General features: G+C 37.6%; 17 protein-coding genes and 3 pseudogenes. 2 read left to right on the top strand and 18 right to left on the bottom strand.

Features of this window, described 5'->3' with window-relative positions; translation table 11 throughout:
• The first annotated feature begins 1 nt into the window (after position 1).
• Entirely contained in the window at positions 2 to 769 is a 768-nt protein-coding gene (gene istB / locus BLT_RS0118645; RefSeq protein WP_017728973.1) for an IS21-like element helper ATPase IstB, read from the top strand.
• 93 nt (positions 770 to 862) lie between these two features.
• Here the strand turns inward: istB and BLT_RS0118640 are convergent, their stop codons facing one another.
• The 8 genes and pseudogenes from BLT_RS0118640 to BLT_RS0118615 all read right to left on the bottom strand — a co-directional run bounded on the left by BLT_RS0118640 (position 863) and on the right by BLT_RS0118615 (position 6,533).
• Positions 863 to 1,486, bottom strand: a complete 624-nt coding sequence (locus BLT_RS0118640) for a class I SAM-dependent methyltransferase (protein ID WP_017729241.1) — start codon at positions 1,484 to 1,486, stop codon at positions 863 to 865.
• A 205-nt stretch (positions 1,487 to 1,691) separates the two neighbouring features.
• Positions 1,692 to 2,201 carry a YfiT family bacillithiol transferase gene (locus tag BLT_RS0118635; RefSeq protein ID WP_017729240.1) on the bottom strand — a complete coding sequence of 170 codons (510 nt, stop codon included), beginning with the start codon at positions 2,199 to 2,201 and terminating at the stop codon, positions 1,692 to 1,694.
• A 584-nt stretch (positions 2,202 to 2,785) separates the two neighbouring features.
• A complete protein-coding gene (locus BLT_RS0118630; protein WP_017729239.1) occupies positions 2,786 to 3,118 on the bottom strand; it encodes a hypothetical protein in 333 nt (110 codons plus the stop codon).
• Entirely contained in the window at positions 3,057 to 3,329 is a 273-nt protein-coding gene (locus BLT_RS25040) for an MBL fold metallo-hydrolase (RefSeq protein ID WP_394295523.1), read from the bottom strand. Before BLT_RS25040 ends, BLT_RS0118630 begins: the two co-directional genes overlap by 62 nt.
• Positions 3,330 to 3,845: 516 nt before the next feature.
• Positions 3,846 to 4,196: pseudogene (gene tnpA, locus BLT_RS23420) on the bottom strand (IS200/IS605 family transposase); the annotation flags it as partial.
• Between the two features lie 22 nt (positions 4,197 to 4,218).
• The gene (locus tag BLT_RS0118625) at positions 4,219 to 5,154 is read right to left on the bottom strand and encodes a hypothetical protein (protein ID WP_017729238.1); all 936 of its coding nucleotides are present in this window, start codon (positions 5,152 to 5,154) and stop codon (positions 4,219 to 4,221) included.
• 59 nt (positions 5,155 to 5,213) lie between these two features.
• Positions 5,214 to 5,678 carry a hypothetical protein gene (locus tag BLT_RS0118620; protein WP_017729237.1) on the bottom strand — a complete coding sequence of 155 codons (465 nt, stop codon included), beginning with the start codon at positions 5,676 to 5,678 and terminating at the stop codon, positions 5,214 to 5,216.
• 468 nt (positions 5,679 to 6,146) lie between these two features.
• Positions 6,147 to 6,533 (bottom strand): ACT domain-containing protein, encoded by a 387-nt coding sequence (locus BLT_RS0118615; RefSeq protein ID WP_017729236.1) that lies wholly within the window; start codon positions 6,531 to 6,533, stop codon positions 6,147 to 6,149.
• 312 nt (positions 6,534 to 6,845) lie between these two features.
• On the opposite strand from BLT_RS0118615, the pseudogene BLT_RS22375 reads away from it, so the two are divergent.
• A pseudogene (locus tag BLT_RS22375) lies at positions 6,846 to 7,817 on the top strand (IS110 family transposase).
• 322 nt (positions 7,818 to 8,139) lie between these two features.
• On the opposite strand, the pseudogene tnpA (BLT_RS22370) reads toward BLT_RS22375, so the two are convergent.
• The 10 genes and pseudogenes from tnpA (BLT_RS22370) to BLT_RS0118550 all read right to left on the bottom strand — a co-directional run.
• Positions 8,140 to 8,550: pseudogene (gene tnpA / locus BLT_RS22370) on the bottom strand (IS200/IS605 family transposase); the annotation flags it as partial.
• A 216-nt stretch (positions 8,551 to 8,766) separates the two neighbouring features.
• Positions 8,767 to 9,987 (bottom strand): ATP-grasp domain-containing protein, encoded by a 1,221-nt coding sequence (locus BLT_RS0118595; RefSeq protein WP_017729234.1) that lies wholly within the window; start codon positions 9,985 to 9,987, stop codon positions 8,767 to 8,769.
• Complete coding sequence (locus tag BLT_RS0118590) at positions 9,988 to 10,308, bottom strand: hypothetical protein (protein WP_017729233.1); 321 nt, start codon at positions 10,306 to 10,308, stop codon at positions 9,988 to 9,990.
• Between the two features lie 266 nt (positions 10,309 to 10,574).
• Positions 10,575 to 10,880, bottom strand: coding sequence for a hypothetical protein (locus BLT_RS0118585; protein WP_152414409.1), 306 nt, complete (start codon positions 10,878 to 10,880; stop codon positions 10,575 to 10,577).
• Between the two features lie 421 nt (positions 10,881 to 11,301).
• Positions 11,302 to 13,104, bottom strand: a complete 1,803-nt coding sequence (gene glmS, locus BLT_RS0118580) for a glutamine--fructose-6-phosphate transaminase (isomerizing) (protein WP_017729231.1) — start codon at positions 13,102 to 13,104, stop codon at positions 11,302 to 11,304.
• A gap of 461 nt (positions 13,105 to 13,565) precedes the next feature.
• The gene (gene glmM, locus BLT_RS0118570; RefSeq protein ID WP_017729229.1) at positions 13,566 to 14,915 is read right to left on the bottom strand and encodes a phosphoglucosamine mutase; all 1,350 of its coding nucleotides are present in this window, start codon (positions 14,913 to 14,915) and stop codon (positions 13,566 to 13,568) included.
• Positions 14,916 to 14,943: 28 nt separating this feature from the next.
• The gene (locus BLT_RS0118565; protein WP_017729228.1) at positions 14,944 to 16,185 is read right to left on the bottom strand and encodes a CdaR family protein; all 1,242 of its coding nucleotides are present in this window, start codon (positions 16,183 to 16,185) and stop codon (positions 14,944 to 14,946) included.
• Entirely contained in the window at positions 16,178 to 17,002 is an 825-nt protein-coding gene (cdaA, locus tag BLT_RS0118560) for a diadenylate cyclase CdaA (RefSeq protein ID WP_017729227.1), read from the bottom strand. The genes BLT_RS0118565 and cdaA overlap by 8 nt, the downstream gene beginning before the upstream one ends.
• Positions 17,003 to 17,408: 406 nt before the next feature.
• A complete protein-coding gene (rsiW, locus tag BLT_RS0118555; protein WP_017729225.1) occupies positions 17,409 to 18,041 on the bottom strand; it encodes an anti-sigma-W factor RsiW in 633 nt (210 codons plus the stop codon).
• Between the two features lie 15 nt (positions 18,042 to 18,056).
• Positions 18,057 to 18,262, bottom strand: a 206-nt coding sequence (locus BLT_RS0118550) for a sigma-70 family RNA polymerase sigma factor (RefSeq protein ID WP_017729226.1), incomplete at its 5' end; no start/stop codon positions are given.

Genomic DNA, 18,262 nt, shown 5'->3' with positions numbered 1-18,262 from the left:
GTTGGAATACTCAGTAGAGAGTTTACAAAGACAACTGCATCATTTAAGAATGTCCGAAACATCTAAGGAGCTGCCTTCTTTTTTGCGGAAAGCAGAGTCACACTCATGGACCTATCAAGAGTTTCTTCGGGAAATACTTTCTTATGAGGAAAATCGTCGAGAAGAAAAGATGATCGAAAAACACTTGAAGTGGGCAAAGTTCCCTTATCAAAAAAGTCTTGATGAGTTTGATCTTAAGGAATTGCCATCACTTAGTAAGAGACAATTAAGACAGCTCCAAGAGCTCTCTTGGCTTGATGAATCTTTTAATCTAATATTTTTAGGGCCACCAGGTGTTGGCAAAACGCATATAGCTATTGGGATTGGGTTAGAAGCTATTCATAAAGGACACCGTGTGTCATTTGTGTCCATGGGAGAATTAATCCCTCTATTAAAAAGTGAGGAGTACCTCCGTAAATCTCAACTAAAAATGAAGAGAATTAGAGAAGCTGATCTGATAATAATTGATGATCTTATGTATATGGCCATGGATCAAAATGAAGCTAATCTCTTTTTCCATCTAATTAATCATCTTTATGAACGAAGTTCTATTATTCTTACATCAAATAAAGGACCAGAGGAATGGGGTGAATTAATAGGAGACAAAGGAATAACAACGGCGATTTTAGATCGCCTTCTCCATCGCTCTGAAGTTGTTCACTTTGATGGAGCCAGTCATAGAATTAAGTATCGAGAGTCTTTATTTCAAGCGAAAAGTGTTCAAAATTAATGAGCAAAATATGTTCAGAACTACTTGACGGTTACACCCTTTAATGAAAAGAACACTTTCCTTATTCAATGAAAGCGCCCGATTGTTGAAGAATTAAGCATTCATTTTGTTGATGATTATCCTTCTGTACATACCATTAAACATTATCGGGGTATCCTCTTTCACAGATAAAACTTCTTTGTTTTTCTCATACAATGTTTCAAAGTTTACACCGATATCAGTACCTAATAACCTGATTAACGGTCTAATTGCTTTTTTCAAAGGAGAAAGGTTCTTTCCTTTAGGTGAAAATTTATCAAAAATTATAATCTTTCCCTTTGGTTTTAAGACTCTAATCATCTCCTGGGCACATTTGTCTGCATCAGGAACAACTGATAAAACAAGACTTCCTATCACAACATCAAATTGATTATCCTTAAAACTCATATCTTGAGCATCCATTTTAAAGAACTTTATTGAAGAATCTTTGAATTTTACTTTTGCTTTTTCAAGCATTTCGTTAGAGTAATCTATTGCTGTAATATTTAATTCTTTATGTTTGATTAGTTCCAAATCTGCTCCAGTTCCTACACCAACGAATAGTATATTTTGATTTTTCACAAACTTTTCCCCTTGAAATATCTTCTTTCGAGCTTCAAGGAAATTCCCCGAATTAAAAACCTTATCGTAAATTGGAGACCAAAGTTTATATATCATTTCGTTCCATCGATTATTCATTTTTCACCTCTTTGTCTAAAACATCTTCTTCAACTAAATGCTTCTATAGTTTAAGTAGACTCCTTCACAATCTCCATCTATTTTAACATAAATATCCAAATTATCTTAGAAAGAACACAATTCATTCTGCAGAATTGCGCCCTTTGATGGAATACCATTATTGAATAACCATGTTACAATGATATTCTAGAAACGAACCCAAATTTTAATTATTTAAAGCTTGTTGAATATGTGCCAAATGGTGATTACCATGCCATGCATATAGTGCGATGCTTTGTTCAATTCGCATTTTAATACCATCAGGATACTGATATGTACGCTGTAATTGAGTAGCTGTTAGATTTTTAAGTAAATATGTCCAGCGTTCATGTAGACTTTCTAATAGCTGTAAAGAAACTTTAATAGGCATCTCATAATCTATTAGCGTTGCCCATTCACTTTCTTCATACGTTTTAACCACTGGATTTTCTTCTGTCAAAGCTAACTTCATTCGCATATAACCATTTAAATGGCTATCGATAATATGGTGAATAAGTTGACGTACATTCCAGCTATTTTCTCTATACGTTTTTGTTAATTTCAATTCATGAAGCGATTCAGTTAACGCATTTAAACGACTAGGTAGTGTGGCAATTTCTTTCATCCACATTTGAATATCTTTTTCTTGTACTTCATTTGGACAATCGAATTGTCCAATTGGGTATCTACTATCCATTATAAATTCCCCTCACTTTTCTGCCCTATTAGCTTAATAACAATTATTTCAAATTACCATCATATTGACAATGTGTTACTTCATTATATGGCCCTTTAATGGAATAATCTTTTTATGATAAAGACACCCCTTTATTTATAAAAAGGAGTGTCAAAAGGCGTGAATCTTCGCAACATTTTTATAAACGTCGTGACTTAATAAAAACCTCTCATCTTTTTTACAAACATCGTGACTTTATTTCAAATCCACAGGAAATCAGTTGTTAAATATTAATTTAATGTGCAGTCCCGTCTTTCTAATTGAATGGAGTGCCTCACATCAATATTAGAGGTCTATGAATAAATAGTCCCAATCCAGTTAATGGTCGGAACCACCTAAAGGTCAATGCACAATTTTATAATTTCGCATCTAGTAAAATTAAATAAACCAATGTCCCCAAACAACTTTCAAAGTTTCTATAAGAGAACTCACGTTTAAATCAAAGGTACATTGGTTCTGATTAATTATATATTACTTCTTTTCTTTATTACTATTATTCATCTTTAAGCTATTATTAAAGACTTAATTCAATAGCATGTAGTGCATTAAAATAGTATATTCTTTTCTTTAAGCACTATTTTATTGTTAGTAATTTCCATAATTTTGACCGTCTCCTTAAAGTGATAACACGCCAAATCATTATCAATGTCCCCCGCAGTATCATTTGAACTTTGGTTCGAATCGTTGTCATTCTGGCTGAAAGACGAACCATCGTTATACATTTCAGAACCGGATACACCAAGTTCCTCTTTCCCTTTTACTACCGAAATTTCTATCCCATCAGATTCAATGACAATATCCCTGCTTAAATCATTGCTATATACCTTTAAATTGCGTTCTCCGAGCTTGGGGATGGTTTCGCGATGGTGGATGTCCATATGAATTTTCTCCGACTTGTATAACGGCATATGTGGGGTTCACAGCGTCTAAGAATGCTTCAGACGAACTTCCAGAAGAGCCGTGGTGTCCAACCAAATATAGGTCCGATTGAAGCTCATGCCCGCTCCTAAGCATTTCTGCTTCTGATTCGTGTTCTGCATCGCCTGTAAAAATGAAAGATTTATCCCCGTGAACAATTCGAATCGCCATGTGTAGCTTTGTAATAATGTTTGAGCAAATTGATACTAATAACCTTGAACCTTTATAAGCGAACAAAAAGAAAGAGCGTGTTTTGAAAAAAAGATTTGTCAAAATACGCTCTTAATATATTCAATTGAATCCGCCTTTTATAAAAAAGTTTGATCATTTCTATGATCTTTCCTCCATTAAAGCGCCCGTTTGCGGAATAAAAATTCAGTTATTTTTGAAGAAATGCAATGTTTTTCCAAACACATTTTGAGGTAATTCTTCATTGTATTTAGAAGAGTATGGATCACTAAATCCATGCTCACCTCTACATATATGTACATTTAAATTTGGTTTATGTAAAGTTGAAACTAATTCATCAACATTAAATGATTTTTCCACTTTGGGAAAAAATAGAAACGACAGACAATTTGGATGTAAAATGGCTATCGTTAATATGAACCAGACTGTTGAAACTGAGTAATCCATCTGTCTAATGTAGAAGCAGTTAATTCATATTCAGGTGTTTTATTCTTCGGATTACAAACGGAATTTAAATGGATCGACGTACTCTCTCTTCGTCATTTGGTCGCGTAATCGATCCTCCGCTTCCTGATTACGTATTTAATTCTCTATTGTTTTTCAATCCTACAGTACTCACATAATATCCTTTTGCCCAAAACGTACGATTCCCATGGTTATACTTTAAATTGGCATGCCGGCGTGGAGCATTAACGAACTTTTAAAGCTCATAAAATGTGACACAGATAATTTAGGTGGGAATTTCACTAACATATGAATATGATCCTTCATCGCATGTGCTTCAATGATTTCGACATCTTTCAGTTCACATAACCTTCTGAGAATAGCACCTATATCTTTTCTCAGTTGGAAAAATGTGAGTAGTTATAATTTAAGGTTCCACAGCTAATCTAAATGTCCCTATCGCTTGAAACGAGAGTGGTTCTTGATCATTTGGATAGGAAGGTAAAGGGAGTGCTATAATTTGTATATTTGTATCACTTACTACATTGGGAGTAATTATTTCATAAAGGTATCTTTCTCTTTCTGAAAGAAAACCTGTATAAAGTACTTTTTCTCCATTAATAAATTCATATTGTTGCCAATCTTTCAAACCGATTAATACATAATCAATTTTTTCTAAGTGACTGTTATTAGCAACTGATAAATAAAGCTTTTCATTTTTTGAAGAAACTAAGGTAGCTTTCAATTCATTTAATTCACTACTTAGGAAAAGTAACCCTAATGGGTTTTCATCTTCTTTTATAATATTTGGTTTTTGGGTATACAAGTTAGATGTATCTAGTGCTTTACCTTGTACAATAGGATGTCTTGAACTAAATATATCTTCAAGTACAACAGCTTTTGAAAGGTCGAATTCTTTCAGCACATAATTAGGTTTTTTAATTACTATAATCGATAATTCCCTTGTTTCAGGAGAAATATTTTTTTTTATTGAAATCTCATTTGATGAATTTTCATCGGCTTCGAAAATATAATTATTTATTAATTCTTCAGATTCTTCAACAGAAAAATCACTTTGGATATAATCTTCTAGTATTAAAATAGCATACTCTCTTGCTTCTGGAATGTTGTGATTTAGATTAATTTTGATGGTAGTATCCCTGTTTTCGTCTAACTCTAATGGGCTTGCAAACTTTAGTGGTTTTTCATTTGGCTTGGTGAGAAAAAAGTCTACACTGTACTGAGATTCTAGTTTATCTGAGACATTACTTTCTGAATCCAATTCCAAGTTATTCCATAAAAAAACTGTTATTAAAAACATTAAAATTAGAATGAAAGGTACTAATAATTTCTTTTTTTTCATAACTACCTCCTGCCTAATAAAAAGGGCGCATAATTAAGTATACGCCCTTTTTATATATTCTACCAATTTGATCTCGTCTCGTGTCTGGTATCCACATATCCAGATCGTTGATAGAAATGATTACCTACTGCGTAATGTCCATAATAACTATTTCCTCCATGTGATAATGTCACACTTACTTCTCTTGTTGACTGTTGTCGGTCAGACAAATCATAAACCATACCACCATTTCCATTAAAAATACGTCCGCGAACAGTCATAAGATCTTGAATTTGAGTAGCTTCGTTTCGCGCAACTGCATAATAACTTGAAAATGCACCACTATAAGTTCTGGTTGTAGATGTGCGTGTACCTGATGACATAATTCCCATACTACCTTCTTCTGGTTCCATTGTAGATGTTACGATATCTTCATCAATTATTTCAGGTTCTCCATTGATACCACCCTCAGCTGCAGATGCTTCATATAAAGGTGTAGATAATACCATGAGACTAAATGCTAATGCGCCTAATTTTTTCTTCATTTTAATATACTTTATTATTTCTAAGCCTAAGTAAGTAGTAATTGGTTTAAGGGAGCAATAGTTACCGGAAATAAAATAATAATGTATCAATCAAAGACAATTATTATTAAACTCGTAATCTAATATAGAATAGAAAATCCTATAAAATGGTTTCTGTAGGTTTTTTGGTTTATATTAATGTAAATAAAACGGAATATAGGATTTTTTGTCTAATATTCTATAATGTGCAAGGGGGAATTACATGTTAAAATCATAATTAATGCGATTGTTAGAATTAGAAAAGGTGGCATAAGAATCCAATATTTTTTGTTTTTAAATATATAATCTCCCTTTTAACCTGCCAAATAGTTGAATAAACCTTATTGCTTCATTTTTAATCTTAACATTGATTTCTTTTATTTAGGAGATGAATAAGAAAAAGCGTATCTGCTTATTGTAGATACGAGCCCGTTTGTTGAAGAAATTTTTTTAAATATTGCTAAAAGTGTGACCTTCATTCTCTAATACGACTTTTGCCTTTTCAATTGAATTGCTTTTAATAAGCAGGTAATCCGTATTAAAGGTTGAAATAGCAAAGATACTGATCTTATTTTCGGCTAATGGATTCGCTAATGAAGATAATATTCCAGTTAAGCTAAAGTCTAAAACTCCCTCTACTTTTATACACTTCCAATCATTTTCAACATCTTTATATACTTCGTTCATCGATAAACATTCGGAAGGGCACACGATAGACAGTTCCTCAACTGTTCGGGTAATAGAAAATACATCGGAGTTTAATGCCCACAATGGTATTGTTTCAGTTGGTGGGAATTTCACAACGGAAAAAGTTGAATCTAAAATTTTTAATTTCATATTTTCAGTACTCCTTTTAGAAGTTATTATACCATTTTTTCTTTCAAACCCTTGTTAACTAACCTGTCCGTTCGTATTATAAGGTCATCCAGATAAGAAAATATTTCTGGTTGACCTTTTTTATATGGACTTATTATAACAGTAGCCAGGGGTAAAACGTAACTGCCCGTGGGGCTTTGAACCCGTACCTCCTACTTGTAGAAACATGATTGAGGCTGGTTGGGACCTAGATCTCGTATAACAAGCGAAGCTGTGATACTGCAAGATGAATTAGGGGTACTGGTAAATTACAAGTTTAGGAGGAGATTTAGAATGAATCCAGTCATAGGTCTGGATGTGTCAAAAGGGGAAAGTCAGGTTCAAGCTTTTTTAGATAAGGGAAAACCATACCGTAAGAGTTTTAAAGTTAGTCATACCTTGGATGGGCTTGCTTCTCTTGGAGAGTTCCTTGAGGAAGTGAAAGAACAGTCAGGTGTAAAACCACCAATTATTCTAGAGGCAACGGGGCATTATCAAACACCAGTTGTTCATTACTTAGAGGAGCGTGGGTACTTATTAATTATCATTAATCCACTGATTTCTTATAAAGCGAAAAGTTCGAGTTTAAGGAAGGTTAAAACCGATGCAGTTGATGCTTATTACCTCTGCGAGCTGTTTTACAAGAAAGAGTTAGAACCCTATAAAAAAAGCGTGGAGTTCAACTCTTAAACCTTCGTAATCTAACAAGACAACATGAAAATATTACTGGAACACTTATTCAAACTAAATTACCATTTCAAGCCATTCTTGACCAAGTGTTCCCTGAACATAGAGGCTTTTTTGGTGATTTGTATTCGGTGGTTTCTCTCTTAACTTTATTAGGAATATACCATTATCAAATCTATCCCTGGTATTGGAGAAAAAATCGCTGCAACAATTATCTCTGAAATCGGTGAGATAGATCGATTTGATAATCCTAAGAAACTTGTGGCTTTCGCTGGTGTTGATCCTAGTGTATTCGAGTCTGGTAAGTTTACAGCTACCCAAGACCGAATTACGAAGCGTGGTTCAAGTAGGCTTCGCCATGCGTTATATATGGCAGTCTGTTGTGCTATTCGCGATTGGCCGCAAGAAGAAGACGAGTGATGAAATCATTCCTCGTAACAAAAGAATGCGGGAATTTTATGATAAAAAACGTGAAGAAGGTAAAGCATTCAAAGTAGCTGTTATTGCTTGTGTTAATAAGCTCTTACATTGGATTTATGCCTTATTAAAAAGTAGAACTACTTCCAAGATATAGCTTAATAACTGTGTCTAACTAAATAGAACAAAACCTTCCAAAATTATAGTGAAGGAAGGTTATTTGGTATGTCTATTTTTAGTATATCATGTGTGTTTAGATTTTTTTATTGAAAAATGTTGACAAACTATTAGCTGGTTTACTTGAATAACCGTAGTTTTAATTTTAACATTAATCCCCTTTTTTGTTGTATAAATCAAAACCACCAGTGTGAACTAATGGTTTGCTCTGCGGCTTGAAGCCTTCCTTGCCGGTCTCGGTCTTAAAGGCCCACTGAATGGGTTTCCCTTTTGCACCACATCCACTCACCCATTCTAAAGAATTTCTTTTCTCACCGGTAAATGGATCATAGTCTTCGAACAACGATAACTGGTCTCCTCTATGGTCTTCTACTAGCTGCTCCCTAATGTATTGTTGGATTTTCTTTTTATTTCTACCCACCGTATCGACATAGAAGCCTCGACACCAGAACTTCCGATTTCCATATCGATATTTTAAATTGGCATGTCGATCAAATATCATGAGACTACTCTTCCCTTTTAAGTATCCCATAAATTGAGATACACTTAGCTTTGGCGGGATGCTCACTAACATATGAATGTGGTCGGGACAAGCATTTGCTTCATGAATCACGACCCCTTTTCGTTCACATAAATCCCTTATGATTTGCCTTCTGTATTTTGGCGCAAAAACGATATGATACTTACAATTCCATGTTGTGTGTGCTAAACTATTCATGTCCTTCACAGGGCATACCTCCTTCTTTGGTGAGATAAAGCGGTCGGGAAACCAACTTTATCCTACCATGAAGTGAGGTTTTTTAATACCACGCTAGAAGCTCTTTTGAACCCCCGGCACAGCCAGGGGTTTTCTAAACCATCAATAAAGAAGCGATAAACCCTTTTCAATATAAAGGGTTTATCGCTTTTGTCTGTTAAGAATATAAGTACTAGATTAATTTTTGTTTCTAGTATCTTCTAACTCTAAATTATCTGTAAACCAAGTAAAAACATTATTCATGCTTTCTTGTATGGACATGTCTTCACCAGGCTCTATAACAAAAGTTGCAATTCGATCAATCAGACTAGTTGCCTCATTTTTTTGTTCATCCATATTTAGATATGTTCGATATTCTAAGATATTTACAGGTGGTGATTCTATAGGAAGGCGATGAATTTTTTTGGGTAATGGAGGAACTAATATCGAACCAGTTATTTTATTCGGTTTTTTGTTAATAGAAGCACCTTCTTGTTTAGTATATAAATCACATTGGGATTTAACGAAAACTTCACAGATATTAACATTGAATGCATGAGAGAGTTGTTCGACAATCTTTCCTCCTCCAGGTCTGCAAGCTGCCTCACAAAGAATAACCTCGCCTTCTTTTACAAAAACTTCTATATGAAAAACACCAAATTTTGGAGAAGGGAATTTACTAACTAACTCTCTTGAATACTTCATTATTTTTTCGTAATATATGTGCTCTTCATTAATTAAGTAACTGCCCGCAAATCCACCCTCATTAAATTTAAGGTTGCTTACTAAATAAGCACTTGGCCAATTAAAAATGATCTCACCATCAAATGTAAGGATGTCTATATGAAACATTTCAGCATCTATAAATTCTTCAACCATGAAATTTAAAGGAATTCCATCGTTAAGAAATAATTTTAAATCTGAACTATCATTAATAATCCTTACCCCTTCAGCTCCAGCACCATCTCTTGGCTTTACCACGATCGGGTAACCATTTTGATCAATGAATTCTGATAATGCCACTGCATTTGTTAATTTTTCAAAAATAGGCACGTTTAAGTTATTCTCTTTTGATATTTGTTTCATTAATAACTTATCCCTAAAAGCAAGAGCACTATTATAATCTTGACCAGGTATTTTAAGAAACTCACGTAAATTTGCAGCACGTAATAAATCAAATTCATAAGTAGCTATTAATTTGGAGAAATTATATTTCTTATGTAATTCAATTGCATGAATTTCTACATTTGAATTATTTTCATAATTTTCAAAACCTATTATTTCTTTGTATTTTTCTTTTGGGAATTCATTTTCGTATATTTTTGATGTAATTAAGATTAGTTCCTCTTCCGAATCCTCTAACCATTGCTCATATGGCATATGTTCATGTGGGTACCCATTCAAAATTAATATACTCATTTAACTACTCTCCCCCTGTTCTTTTTCTATAATTGTTTTCATCTCAGATTCTGATTTCTCAACATTATCAATTCGACGTTGCAAAAATTCATCAAATGGAAAGCCGACTGTTCCTTCTGTAATTTCTTTATCTTGGTTCCTGATATATCGTGTTACCAACCCTTGATGAACCATTCTGTATAATCTTAATTTTTTGTAAATTCTTTTGACAGAGTGTAATATTTCTGTCTTTTTATATTGACTATCCCCTTTTTCAATTCTCCTCTTTATAGAAGGGATATGCATAGCTTGCTTAATCATTAATCTATCAGCTTCCAACAAGTAAGGCAATAACTCTTCAACTTCTTCATTATACTTTTCATCAGTAACTCCAAAACAGATATCTAATAAGATTATACGGGATATATGAACACCACTGGGTGCATTATAGTATGTTTTATCTATTTCAATAGAAAAAAATAACTTCTGAATGAAAACACTGGATCAACTTTTTCGTTAACAGACTTGTTTTCACCTTTTAATACTACTAGACTTTTTTCTATATCCAATAATATGTTATGAACATTGTCTATAGCCGATTGATTAAATTACATACCTGACATTCCAGCTATGATTACAAAAGTAGTCCAAAGGAAACCGATCACAAGCGTCACACCTGAGAGTAGACTAAGCAAAATAGGTAACGATATTTCCTTATCACCTTTTCTTCCTTCCGAAGATAGGATAATGAACATGACACCTAATAATCCGATTAAATAAGTAAAAACAGCTCCTGCCCAGTACCATGTCAATCCATTGCCCCAATATGCCATTTCCTGAAATAAATAGCTGAGATAAAATACACCTGCAGCACATATCAGTGACAATATAGTATAAATTAATGGTTTTCTCATTTTCAATTGTTTAATCCCCCCTGAAATCATCCCCGCTCCCAATCAATTCTAACATGGCTACCCAACAATCCCCTTTAATTGAATAATCCAGATTTAGTTTAAGGATCAAAAGAAAAACTCTATATTAACAGGGTTTTATCAAACTTTGATTTACATTATAGAACTTTTTTACTAAATTATCAAACTTTTTTCAAATCTACACATAGATTATTCTTTTGTTAAATTTAGGGGAGAATAAACTGTGTTCGAAATGAAGTTTATTCCTTCTCTTTTTTGCGAAAAAAAGCTTTGAAAAAACTTACTTCGCCATAAAAACACCCCTTTAGACAATCATATCTAAAGGGGTAAAACGGTACATCTTTTTTATAAACATCGCGACTTTATTTTAAATCAACAACACCTTAAACCTCAACTGCTCTCCTTATTCAACCGTCACGCTTTTTGCCAGGTTCCGTGGCTTATCGACGTCACAACCGCGGTGAAGCGCAGCGTAGTAAGCAATAAGCTGCATTGGGATGACAGCTACGAGCGGTGTTAGGTGTTCATGAACCGCTGGGATTACAAACGTATCGTCTTCTCCATGGTGGCCTTCCATGCTGATAATGCATGGGTAGGCGCCGCGAGCGGCTACCTCTTTCACGTTCCCGCGAATGCTGAGGTTAACATGCTCTTGAGTTGCAAGAGCGATGACAGGAGTGCCTTCTTCAATTAAGGCGATCGTTCCGTGCTTTAATTCTCCTCCAGCAAAGCCCTCTGCTTGGATGTAAGAAATTTCTTTTAGCTTTAAGGCTCCTTCAAGGACAACATAATAGTCAACCGCACGACCGATGAAGAAGCAGTTTCGTGTTACGGCTAAATATTCACGAGCGATTTTTTCCAGTGCATCTTTTTGGTCACAAAGAGTTTCCATCGCTGCGGCGACGATGCCAAGCTCTTGGATCGGATCAAAGTCCAGTTCAATGCCGCGAGCTTTTGCCGTATCGACAGCTAAAAGTGTAAACACTGCCATTTGTGCCGTGTACGCTTTTGTCGATGCGACGGCGATTTCAGGTCCTGCATACGTGTGTAGCGTGAAATCTGCTTCCCGGGATAAAGTTGAGCCAGGAACATTCGTAATCGTTAATGCTCTGTAGCCAAGCTTCTTCACTTCCACAAGAACCCCGCGTAGGTCGGCAGTTTCTCCGCTTTGTGAAATAAATATAAAGAGTGGGTTTTCTGAAAGAAGTGGCATATTGTACAAGAATTCACTGGCAATATGCACTTCAACTGGCTTTTGCGCGAGCTTTTCAATCAGCTGTTTTCCAACAAGTCCAGCATGGTAGCTTGTTCCTGCTGCAATGACGTAAATCCGATCAGATTCCTTCATCGCTTGACGGATGTTATCATCAAGACGAACCGTACCGTCTTCGTTTTGATATTTTTGAATGATGTTCCGGATCACAAATGGCTGTTCGTCGATTTCCTTCAGCATGAAATGAGGATACGTGCCCTTTTCAATATCGCTTGCATCAAGCTCCGCTGTGTATGGATTGCGTGTGACAATCGTTCCGTCTAACGTTTTAATCGTGACCGAATCACGTGTAACGATGACGATTTCCTCATCCATAATTTCAAGAAATTGATTTGTGATTTGGAGCATGGCCATCGCATCGGATGCGACTACATTGACCCCGTCCTTTACACCAATAAGAAGAGGACTTTTATTTTTCCCAACATAAATGGTGTCCACATCTTCCTTGTCTACAAGGGCAATGGCATACGAGCCTTTTAAAAGGGAAAGCGTGTAACGGAAGGCTTCCTCGACCCTTTTTCCATCATCCACAAAACGCTGCATTAGTTGAACGACAACCTCTGTATCGGTATCACTTACTAAATCAACTTGTGATAAATACTCACGCTTTAATTGTTCATAATTCTCGATTACTCCATTATGAACAAGGGTAAAGCGTGCAGATTCACTTTGGTGAGGGTGGGCATTGATTCTGCTTGGCGCTCCGTGTGTTGCCCAACGAGTATGTCCAATTCCTACCGTTCCTTCGACCTCGATGTCAACCACTTTACGAAGCTCAGCAATCCGACCCTTTTCTTTAAAAACATGAACACCCTGATCGTTGACGACTGCGATTCCCGCTGAATCATAGCCACGGTATTCAAGCTTTTCTAATCCCCGCAGTAAAATCTCTTTTGCATCTTCTGTTCCGATATATCCTACAATTCCACACATATTTGGTTACCTCCCGAAATTAGGGGGCAAGCAACCGAGGGCATACTTGCCCCCACTCTTTATCTTATCTTTTATCTTTTCTACATGAACGCTTTTGATTTTGTCCAAAGAGTCACCCCTTTGTTTTTTACAAAAGCTTGCGGCTGTCATGTTGCAGCCGGAGGGCATCCGCCGAAATCTCGATAAACCCTCTCCTCGTCAACTATTCCTCGTGTTTCCGATCGCAAGAATAGTCCAGGCGCTTTTTATGATTCGCTAATCCTTGTCTACAGCCTCCTTTTTACTCAAGTCAGAGTAATCATACACGAAAAGATGTCTGCACGTCAATCTTTCCCAAGCCCTAAAGAATTAGATCCCCGATGTGACAGGGGACAAACTGACCACAGCAAAATTCCTTTTCCTTAATAAAAATATGCATAAGCAGTCATCAATGTGCTGCTTATGCATAAACTTGTACCCGCCTATTCTTCTTTTAAACCTAATTCAGCACGAACAACATTTGCAATTTCCTCGACATATCTTGTGCAAAGCTCTTCTGTCTTTGCTTCCACCATGACACGAACAAGGGGCTCTGTTCCAGAAGGACGAACAAGCACACGTCCATCCCCTTGCATATCCGCTTCTACTTTTTCAATCGCTTCAAGCACCTTAGCGTTAATCATTACTGCATTTTTGTCTGTCACTTGTACATTTACTAGCAATTGAGGGAATTTTTCCATTTCACCTGCTAGCTCCGATAACGGCTTCCCTGTTTGCTTCATAATGTTCACAAGCTGAAGTGCTGACAGCATCCCATCGCCGGTAGAAATGTAATCAAGGAAAATAATATGTCCAGACTGCTCACCACCTAGGTTGTACCCGCCTTTTCGCATCTCTTCCATCACATACCTGTCACCAACTGCTGTCTGTTTCGCCTCGATCCCAAGCTCTTCTAATGCTTTGTAAAAGCCAAGGTTGCTCATGACCGTTGACACCACGGTCTGATGCTTAAGCCAGCCCTGCTCCTTCATATACTTCGCACAGATAAACATAATTTGGTCTCCATCAACGATGTTCCCTTTTTCGTCAATTGCAATTAGTCGATCCGCATCTCCGTCAAATGCTAATCCTACATGAGCACCCTTTGTCTTCACAAATTCTGCAAGCTTCTCTGGATGAGTTGAGCCACAGCCCTCGTTAATATTGATGCCATTCGGTGACGTTCCCATTGTAGAGATGTCTGCTTCCAAATCTGCGAAAAGATGGGCAGCTAGGGAAGAAGCTGCACCATGAGCACAGTCAAGGGCAATATGAATCCCTGAGAAATCTTCCTGCACCGTCTGCTTTAAAAACTGCAAATATTTTTGACCACCTTCAAAGTAATCATTCACCTGGCCAAGTTCTGCACCAGTCGGACGAGGAAGGTTATCCTCTCCGTCAAGCAATTCTTCAATTTCATTTTCTTGCTCATCTAACAGTTTAAAACCATCTGGGCCGAAAAATTTAATTCCGTTATCTGCAACTGGATTATGGGAAGCAGAGATCATGACCCCTGCGCTTGCACTGAGTGCTTTTGTTAAAAAAGCAACACCTGGAGTTGAGATGACGCCTAAGCGCATCACTTCAATCCCCATTGAAAGTAAACCTGCAACAAGAGCGCCTTCCAGCATCTCTCCAGAAATTCGCGTATCTCTTCCAATAACAACCTTTGGATTATCAACGTTTTTTGTTAGGACGTACCCGCCCGTTCGACCAAGCTTAAAAGCGAGCTCAGGTGTTAGCTCCGTGTTCGCCACACCTCTCACGCCATCTGTTCCAAAATACTTACCCATTTATTATCTCTCCTTCAACGATCGTCAATTAGTCATCTCTCGCAGCAATGGTTACGTCTATTTCTTTCACATTAGATTGAAATTCTACATTCTGTGGACCGTTAAACTGCAACGGTACGGTATGCGTTCCTTCAGAAAGGTCATTTACATCAATGTAAACTTGAATGTCCTCCCGCGTAAGGCGATTAAGAATTTCTTCTGTGCCTAAGAGGACCAGATCAACTGAATCGGTACTTCCCTCAGAAAACGATACCTTAAGATCCTCGGCTGCTCCTATGACATCGATCGGTACATTATTCATTTCAAGCTCTTCTTGTTCTGCAAGCTCCACGGTCACACTCACACGCTCTGGTTCCACCCGCTCAGCGCCTCTTGGCAGCGGAACAGCAAGCTCAATCGTCTGGCTTTCTGTCAGCTTGCTTAAATCTAACTGAATTCCTTCAATGACGCTAAGGTCATCGAGAACATTTTGAGGTCCGTACACTTTGACCTCTCTCGGCTCAACCGTCAAAGAATCAATACTTAGTCCCTCAGGGAGTTCTCTTTGTCTTGTTATCCGAACAGGTACCTCCTTATTTGGGCTTGTAATCGGCACTCGTACATCAACAACAGAAGGCTCAATATCATCTAGGTGGAGCTCATTTCCTTGGTGGTCATATAACTTCACAGGTGCCGCTTCTTCTAGGGGACCACTAGCGTCTGTCACATCAATATAAACCTTCGCCATAGACACTTGATTCACAAAGTCACGTGCGGCTGTGACCTCGATGTTCACAGGTGTTACAATCGGTGTACCAACTGAATAGCCAGCTTGAACCTTATCTTCATTTATAATGTCCACTGTTACAGGTAGGGAAACCGTCTGCTTTTCTTGCAATTCCACTCTTGCAACTTCTGGGACAATTGTGACAGCTAAATCGCTCGGAAACCCGCGATGCTGCACTTGAACCGTATGGGTTCCTTCTTCTCTCTCCGTTAAATCGACGTACACTTCATAGGAAGGCCTTGTTACTTGAAAAACGGTTAAATCACTTCGTGGTCCCCGTAAGCTCACTTGCACGGCTTCCGTTTGGTCGACAATTTCAAATCGTTCTTGATCATATAGGACCGTTAATTCTACATCTTCAAGGGTATAGGTCGTGGTACTCACCTGCGGTAAAATCCCTGCCTGATTGCTAATATTATCCAAATTGACCATTGTAAAAAGCATCAAAGCGAGAAAAAACGAAATAATTTTAACAAACCAATGGCTGTTAAACAATTTATCCATTCTTCTTCCCTCCCCACTGCCAGCGAGAAGTTGTGATTTGTTTTGTTTCGGCTAAAAGCTCCCCTTCTAAGAGCGTCCGTAGCTGCTCTTCATCAAGATCTCGGTGAAGCTCCCCGTTTTTCGTTAAGGAAATGCTCCCGGTCTCCTCTGATACAACGACCGTTAGTGAGTCAGTTACTTCACTAACACCTAGTGCGGCCCGGTGACGGGTTCCAAGTTCCTTAGAAATGAATGGGTTCTCAGAAAGAGGAAGATAACAAGCAGCTGCAAGAATCGTATCCCCTTTCATTATGACCGCTCCATCATGGAGGGGCGTATTCGGGATAAACGTGTTAATCAGCAACTCTGACGTTAAATTGGCATTCATTTGAATCCCCGTTTCTACGTAGTCACTCATCCCCGTTTCCCGTTCTATAGACATAAGGGCTCCAATTCGACGTTTTCCCATATAGAGAGATGCTTTAACAATGGCATCGATGGATTTTTGCATGGCTTCATCCTGAGGAGCGTTTCGGCTTGAGAAAAAGCGTCCACGTCCAAGCTGTTCCAAAGCACGTCGCAATTCAGGCTGGAAAATAATAATAATCGCAAGTAACCCGTAGGTGAGTGCTTGCATAACAATCCAGTTAAGCGTTCGAAGCCCAAAGATGGTGCTAATAAACCATATAGCCAAAATAACTGTAATTCCTTTTAATAGCTGTACTGCTCGTGTGCCACGAATAACCATAATAAGCTTGTAAATGACATAGGTTACGAGCAAAATATCCACAATTTGCCCAAGGTAATTGAGCCATAGAACGTCTTCTCCAAAAAACATGGTCGTTCCTCCAAATCATTCACATTAAACAAAAAATTAAACATACTTGGAAAAAGAGGTGAAGCTCGATAACTGGATGAAGCAGATAAGAAGATGTCCCGCTCACACCATCTTTCTTCATCGTACAGACTTTCCTTGCGAACGTGTTTCCCTTCCATGTAGAAAGAGCAACTGCTTATACATGTTTCTATGTATACCTACACTGCAACCATTCTGACAGTATATCAACTAAATCTACATGTTATCAACGGCTTTTATTATATCATAAAATAGGCAATTCAACGTTTGCTTGGTTCTTGTTCTAGTATTATCCTTTCATAACATACAGTTTCTATTCTGTGTACGGATAAACGATCGATACATTTTCTCTACATTCTGCAAAGAAAAAGCCCTCAAAAGAGGACCTTTACTGTTCGTCTGTATCAAAGACCGCGACAACATCGGAAAAGAACTGCTTCATGTGGTACCAAATCCAGTCGAGTATTTGGTTGACTTCATCTATTTCTCCAGAAACGTGCCCTGCAGAGGCCATATACGGCTCACTGTTAACGAGTAATACATTGCCTTTTACTTCGCCTTCTACATGAAGTTCTCCGTTACGGACCACTAGATTGCCCTCAATGACTTCACCCTCTGGGACCACTACTCTTCCACTCTCTCGATCAATCTGCAAGTTACCAGAACCAGCAACCGTTACCTGCTCCCCTTCTGTCATCCATAGCGAAAAGACGCTCGAGGACATCAAAATAATAAAAACGGCTGCTGCAACAGCAAGCGGATGTTTTCGGACCCATTTTTTCCAGGTCGCTGTCTTTTTCCGCTTCGGTAATTTTGCCATCACACCCATTGTAAAATCAGAGGGAGCTTGGATATGTGAAGCACTTTGAATAAATGCGATCGTCTTTTGAAGCTCTAGCACATACCTTTGACAATGGGGGCAGGAAGTCATATGACTTTCAAGCATCTGCTTTTCTTGATCGGTCGCTTCTCCATCGATATATTTATTGATGATCTCATCATAGTGATGTTCACAACTCATCCTGTCTCACCCTTTCTACACATGACGCATGCGCTTTCGCAGCGCTTCTCGTCCTCGATGAATCCTCGTTTTGACCGTTGAAACCGGTAAATCTAATACATCACTAATTTCTTTCAACGACAAATCTTCCATATATTTCAAAATAATCGCTGTCCGGTATTTCGGTGGAAGCTCAGCAATTTCAGCCTGTATCCAATCTTGGGTTTCCATCGTAACCACTT

It is taken from the genome of Halalkalibacterium ligniniphilum, assembly GCF_000334155.1.
GTDB lineage: Bacteria > Bacillota > Bacilli > Bacillales > Bacillaceae_D > Halalkalibacterium > Halalkalibacterium ligniniphilum.
The sequence above is the reverse complement of the archived record's forward strand: the minus strand, read 5'-3'. Positions and strand labels throughout refer to the sequence as shown.

Bases quoted from the DNA above. Each gene is read 5' to 3' on its own strand.
- BLT_RS0118640 (WP_017729241.1), bottom strand. From the start codon at position 1,486: ATGAATAATCGATGGAACGAAATGATATATAAACTTTGGTCTCCAATT.
- BLT_RS0118635 (WP_017729240.1), bottom strand. From the start codon at position 2,201: ATGGATAGTAGATACCCAATTGGACAATTCGATTGTCCAAATGAAGTA.
- BLT_RS0118630 (WP_017729239.1), bottom strand. From the start codon at position 3,118: ATGGACATCCACCATCGCGAAACCATCCCCAAGCTCGGAGAACGCAAT.
- BLT_RS25040 (WP_394295523.1), bottom strand. From the start codon at position 3,329: ATGGCGATTCGAATTGTTCACGGGGATAAATCTTTCATTTTTACAGGC.
- BLT_RS0118625 (WP_017729238.1), bottom strand. From the start codon at position 5,154: ATGAAAAAAAAGAAATTATTAGTACCTTTCATTCTAATTTTAATGTTT.
- BLT_RS0118620 (WP_017729237.1), bottom strand. From the start codon at position 5,678: ATGAAGAAAAAATTAGGCGCATTAGCATTTAGTCTCATGGTATTATCT.
- BLT_RS0118615 (WP_017729236.1), bottom strand. From the start codon at position 6,533: ATGAAATTAAAAATTTTAGATTCAACTTTTTCCGTTGTGAAATTCCCA.
- BLT_RS0118595 (WP_017729234.1), bottom strand. From the start codon at position 9,987: ATGAGTATATTAATTTTGAATGGGTACCCACATGAACATATGCCATAT.
- BLT_RS0118585 (WP_152414409.1), bottom strand. From the start codon at position 10,880: ATGAGAAAACCATTAATTTATACTATATTGTCACTGATATGTGCTGCA.
- glmS (WP_017729231.1), bottom strand. From the start codon at position 13,104: ATGTGTGGAATTGTAGGATATATCGGAACAGAAGATGCAAAAGAGATT.
- glmM (WP_017729229.1), bottom strand. From the start codon at position 14,915: ATGGGTAAGTATTTTGGAACAGATGGCGTGAGAGGTGTGGCGAACACG.
- BLT_RS0118565 (WP_017729228.1), bottom strand. From the start codon at position 16,185: ATGGATAAATTGTTTAACAGCCATTGGTTTGTTAAAATTATTTCGTTT.
- cdaA (WP_017729227.1), bottom strand. From the start codon at position 17,002: ATGTTTTTTGGAGAAGACGTTCTATGGCTCAATTACCTTGGGCAAATT.
- rsiW (WP_017729225.1), bottom strand. From the start codon at position 18,041: ATGAGTTGTGAACATCACTATGATGAGATCATCAATAAATATATCGAT.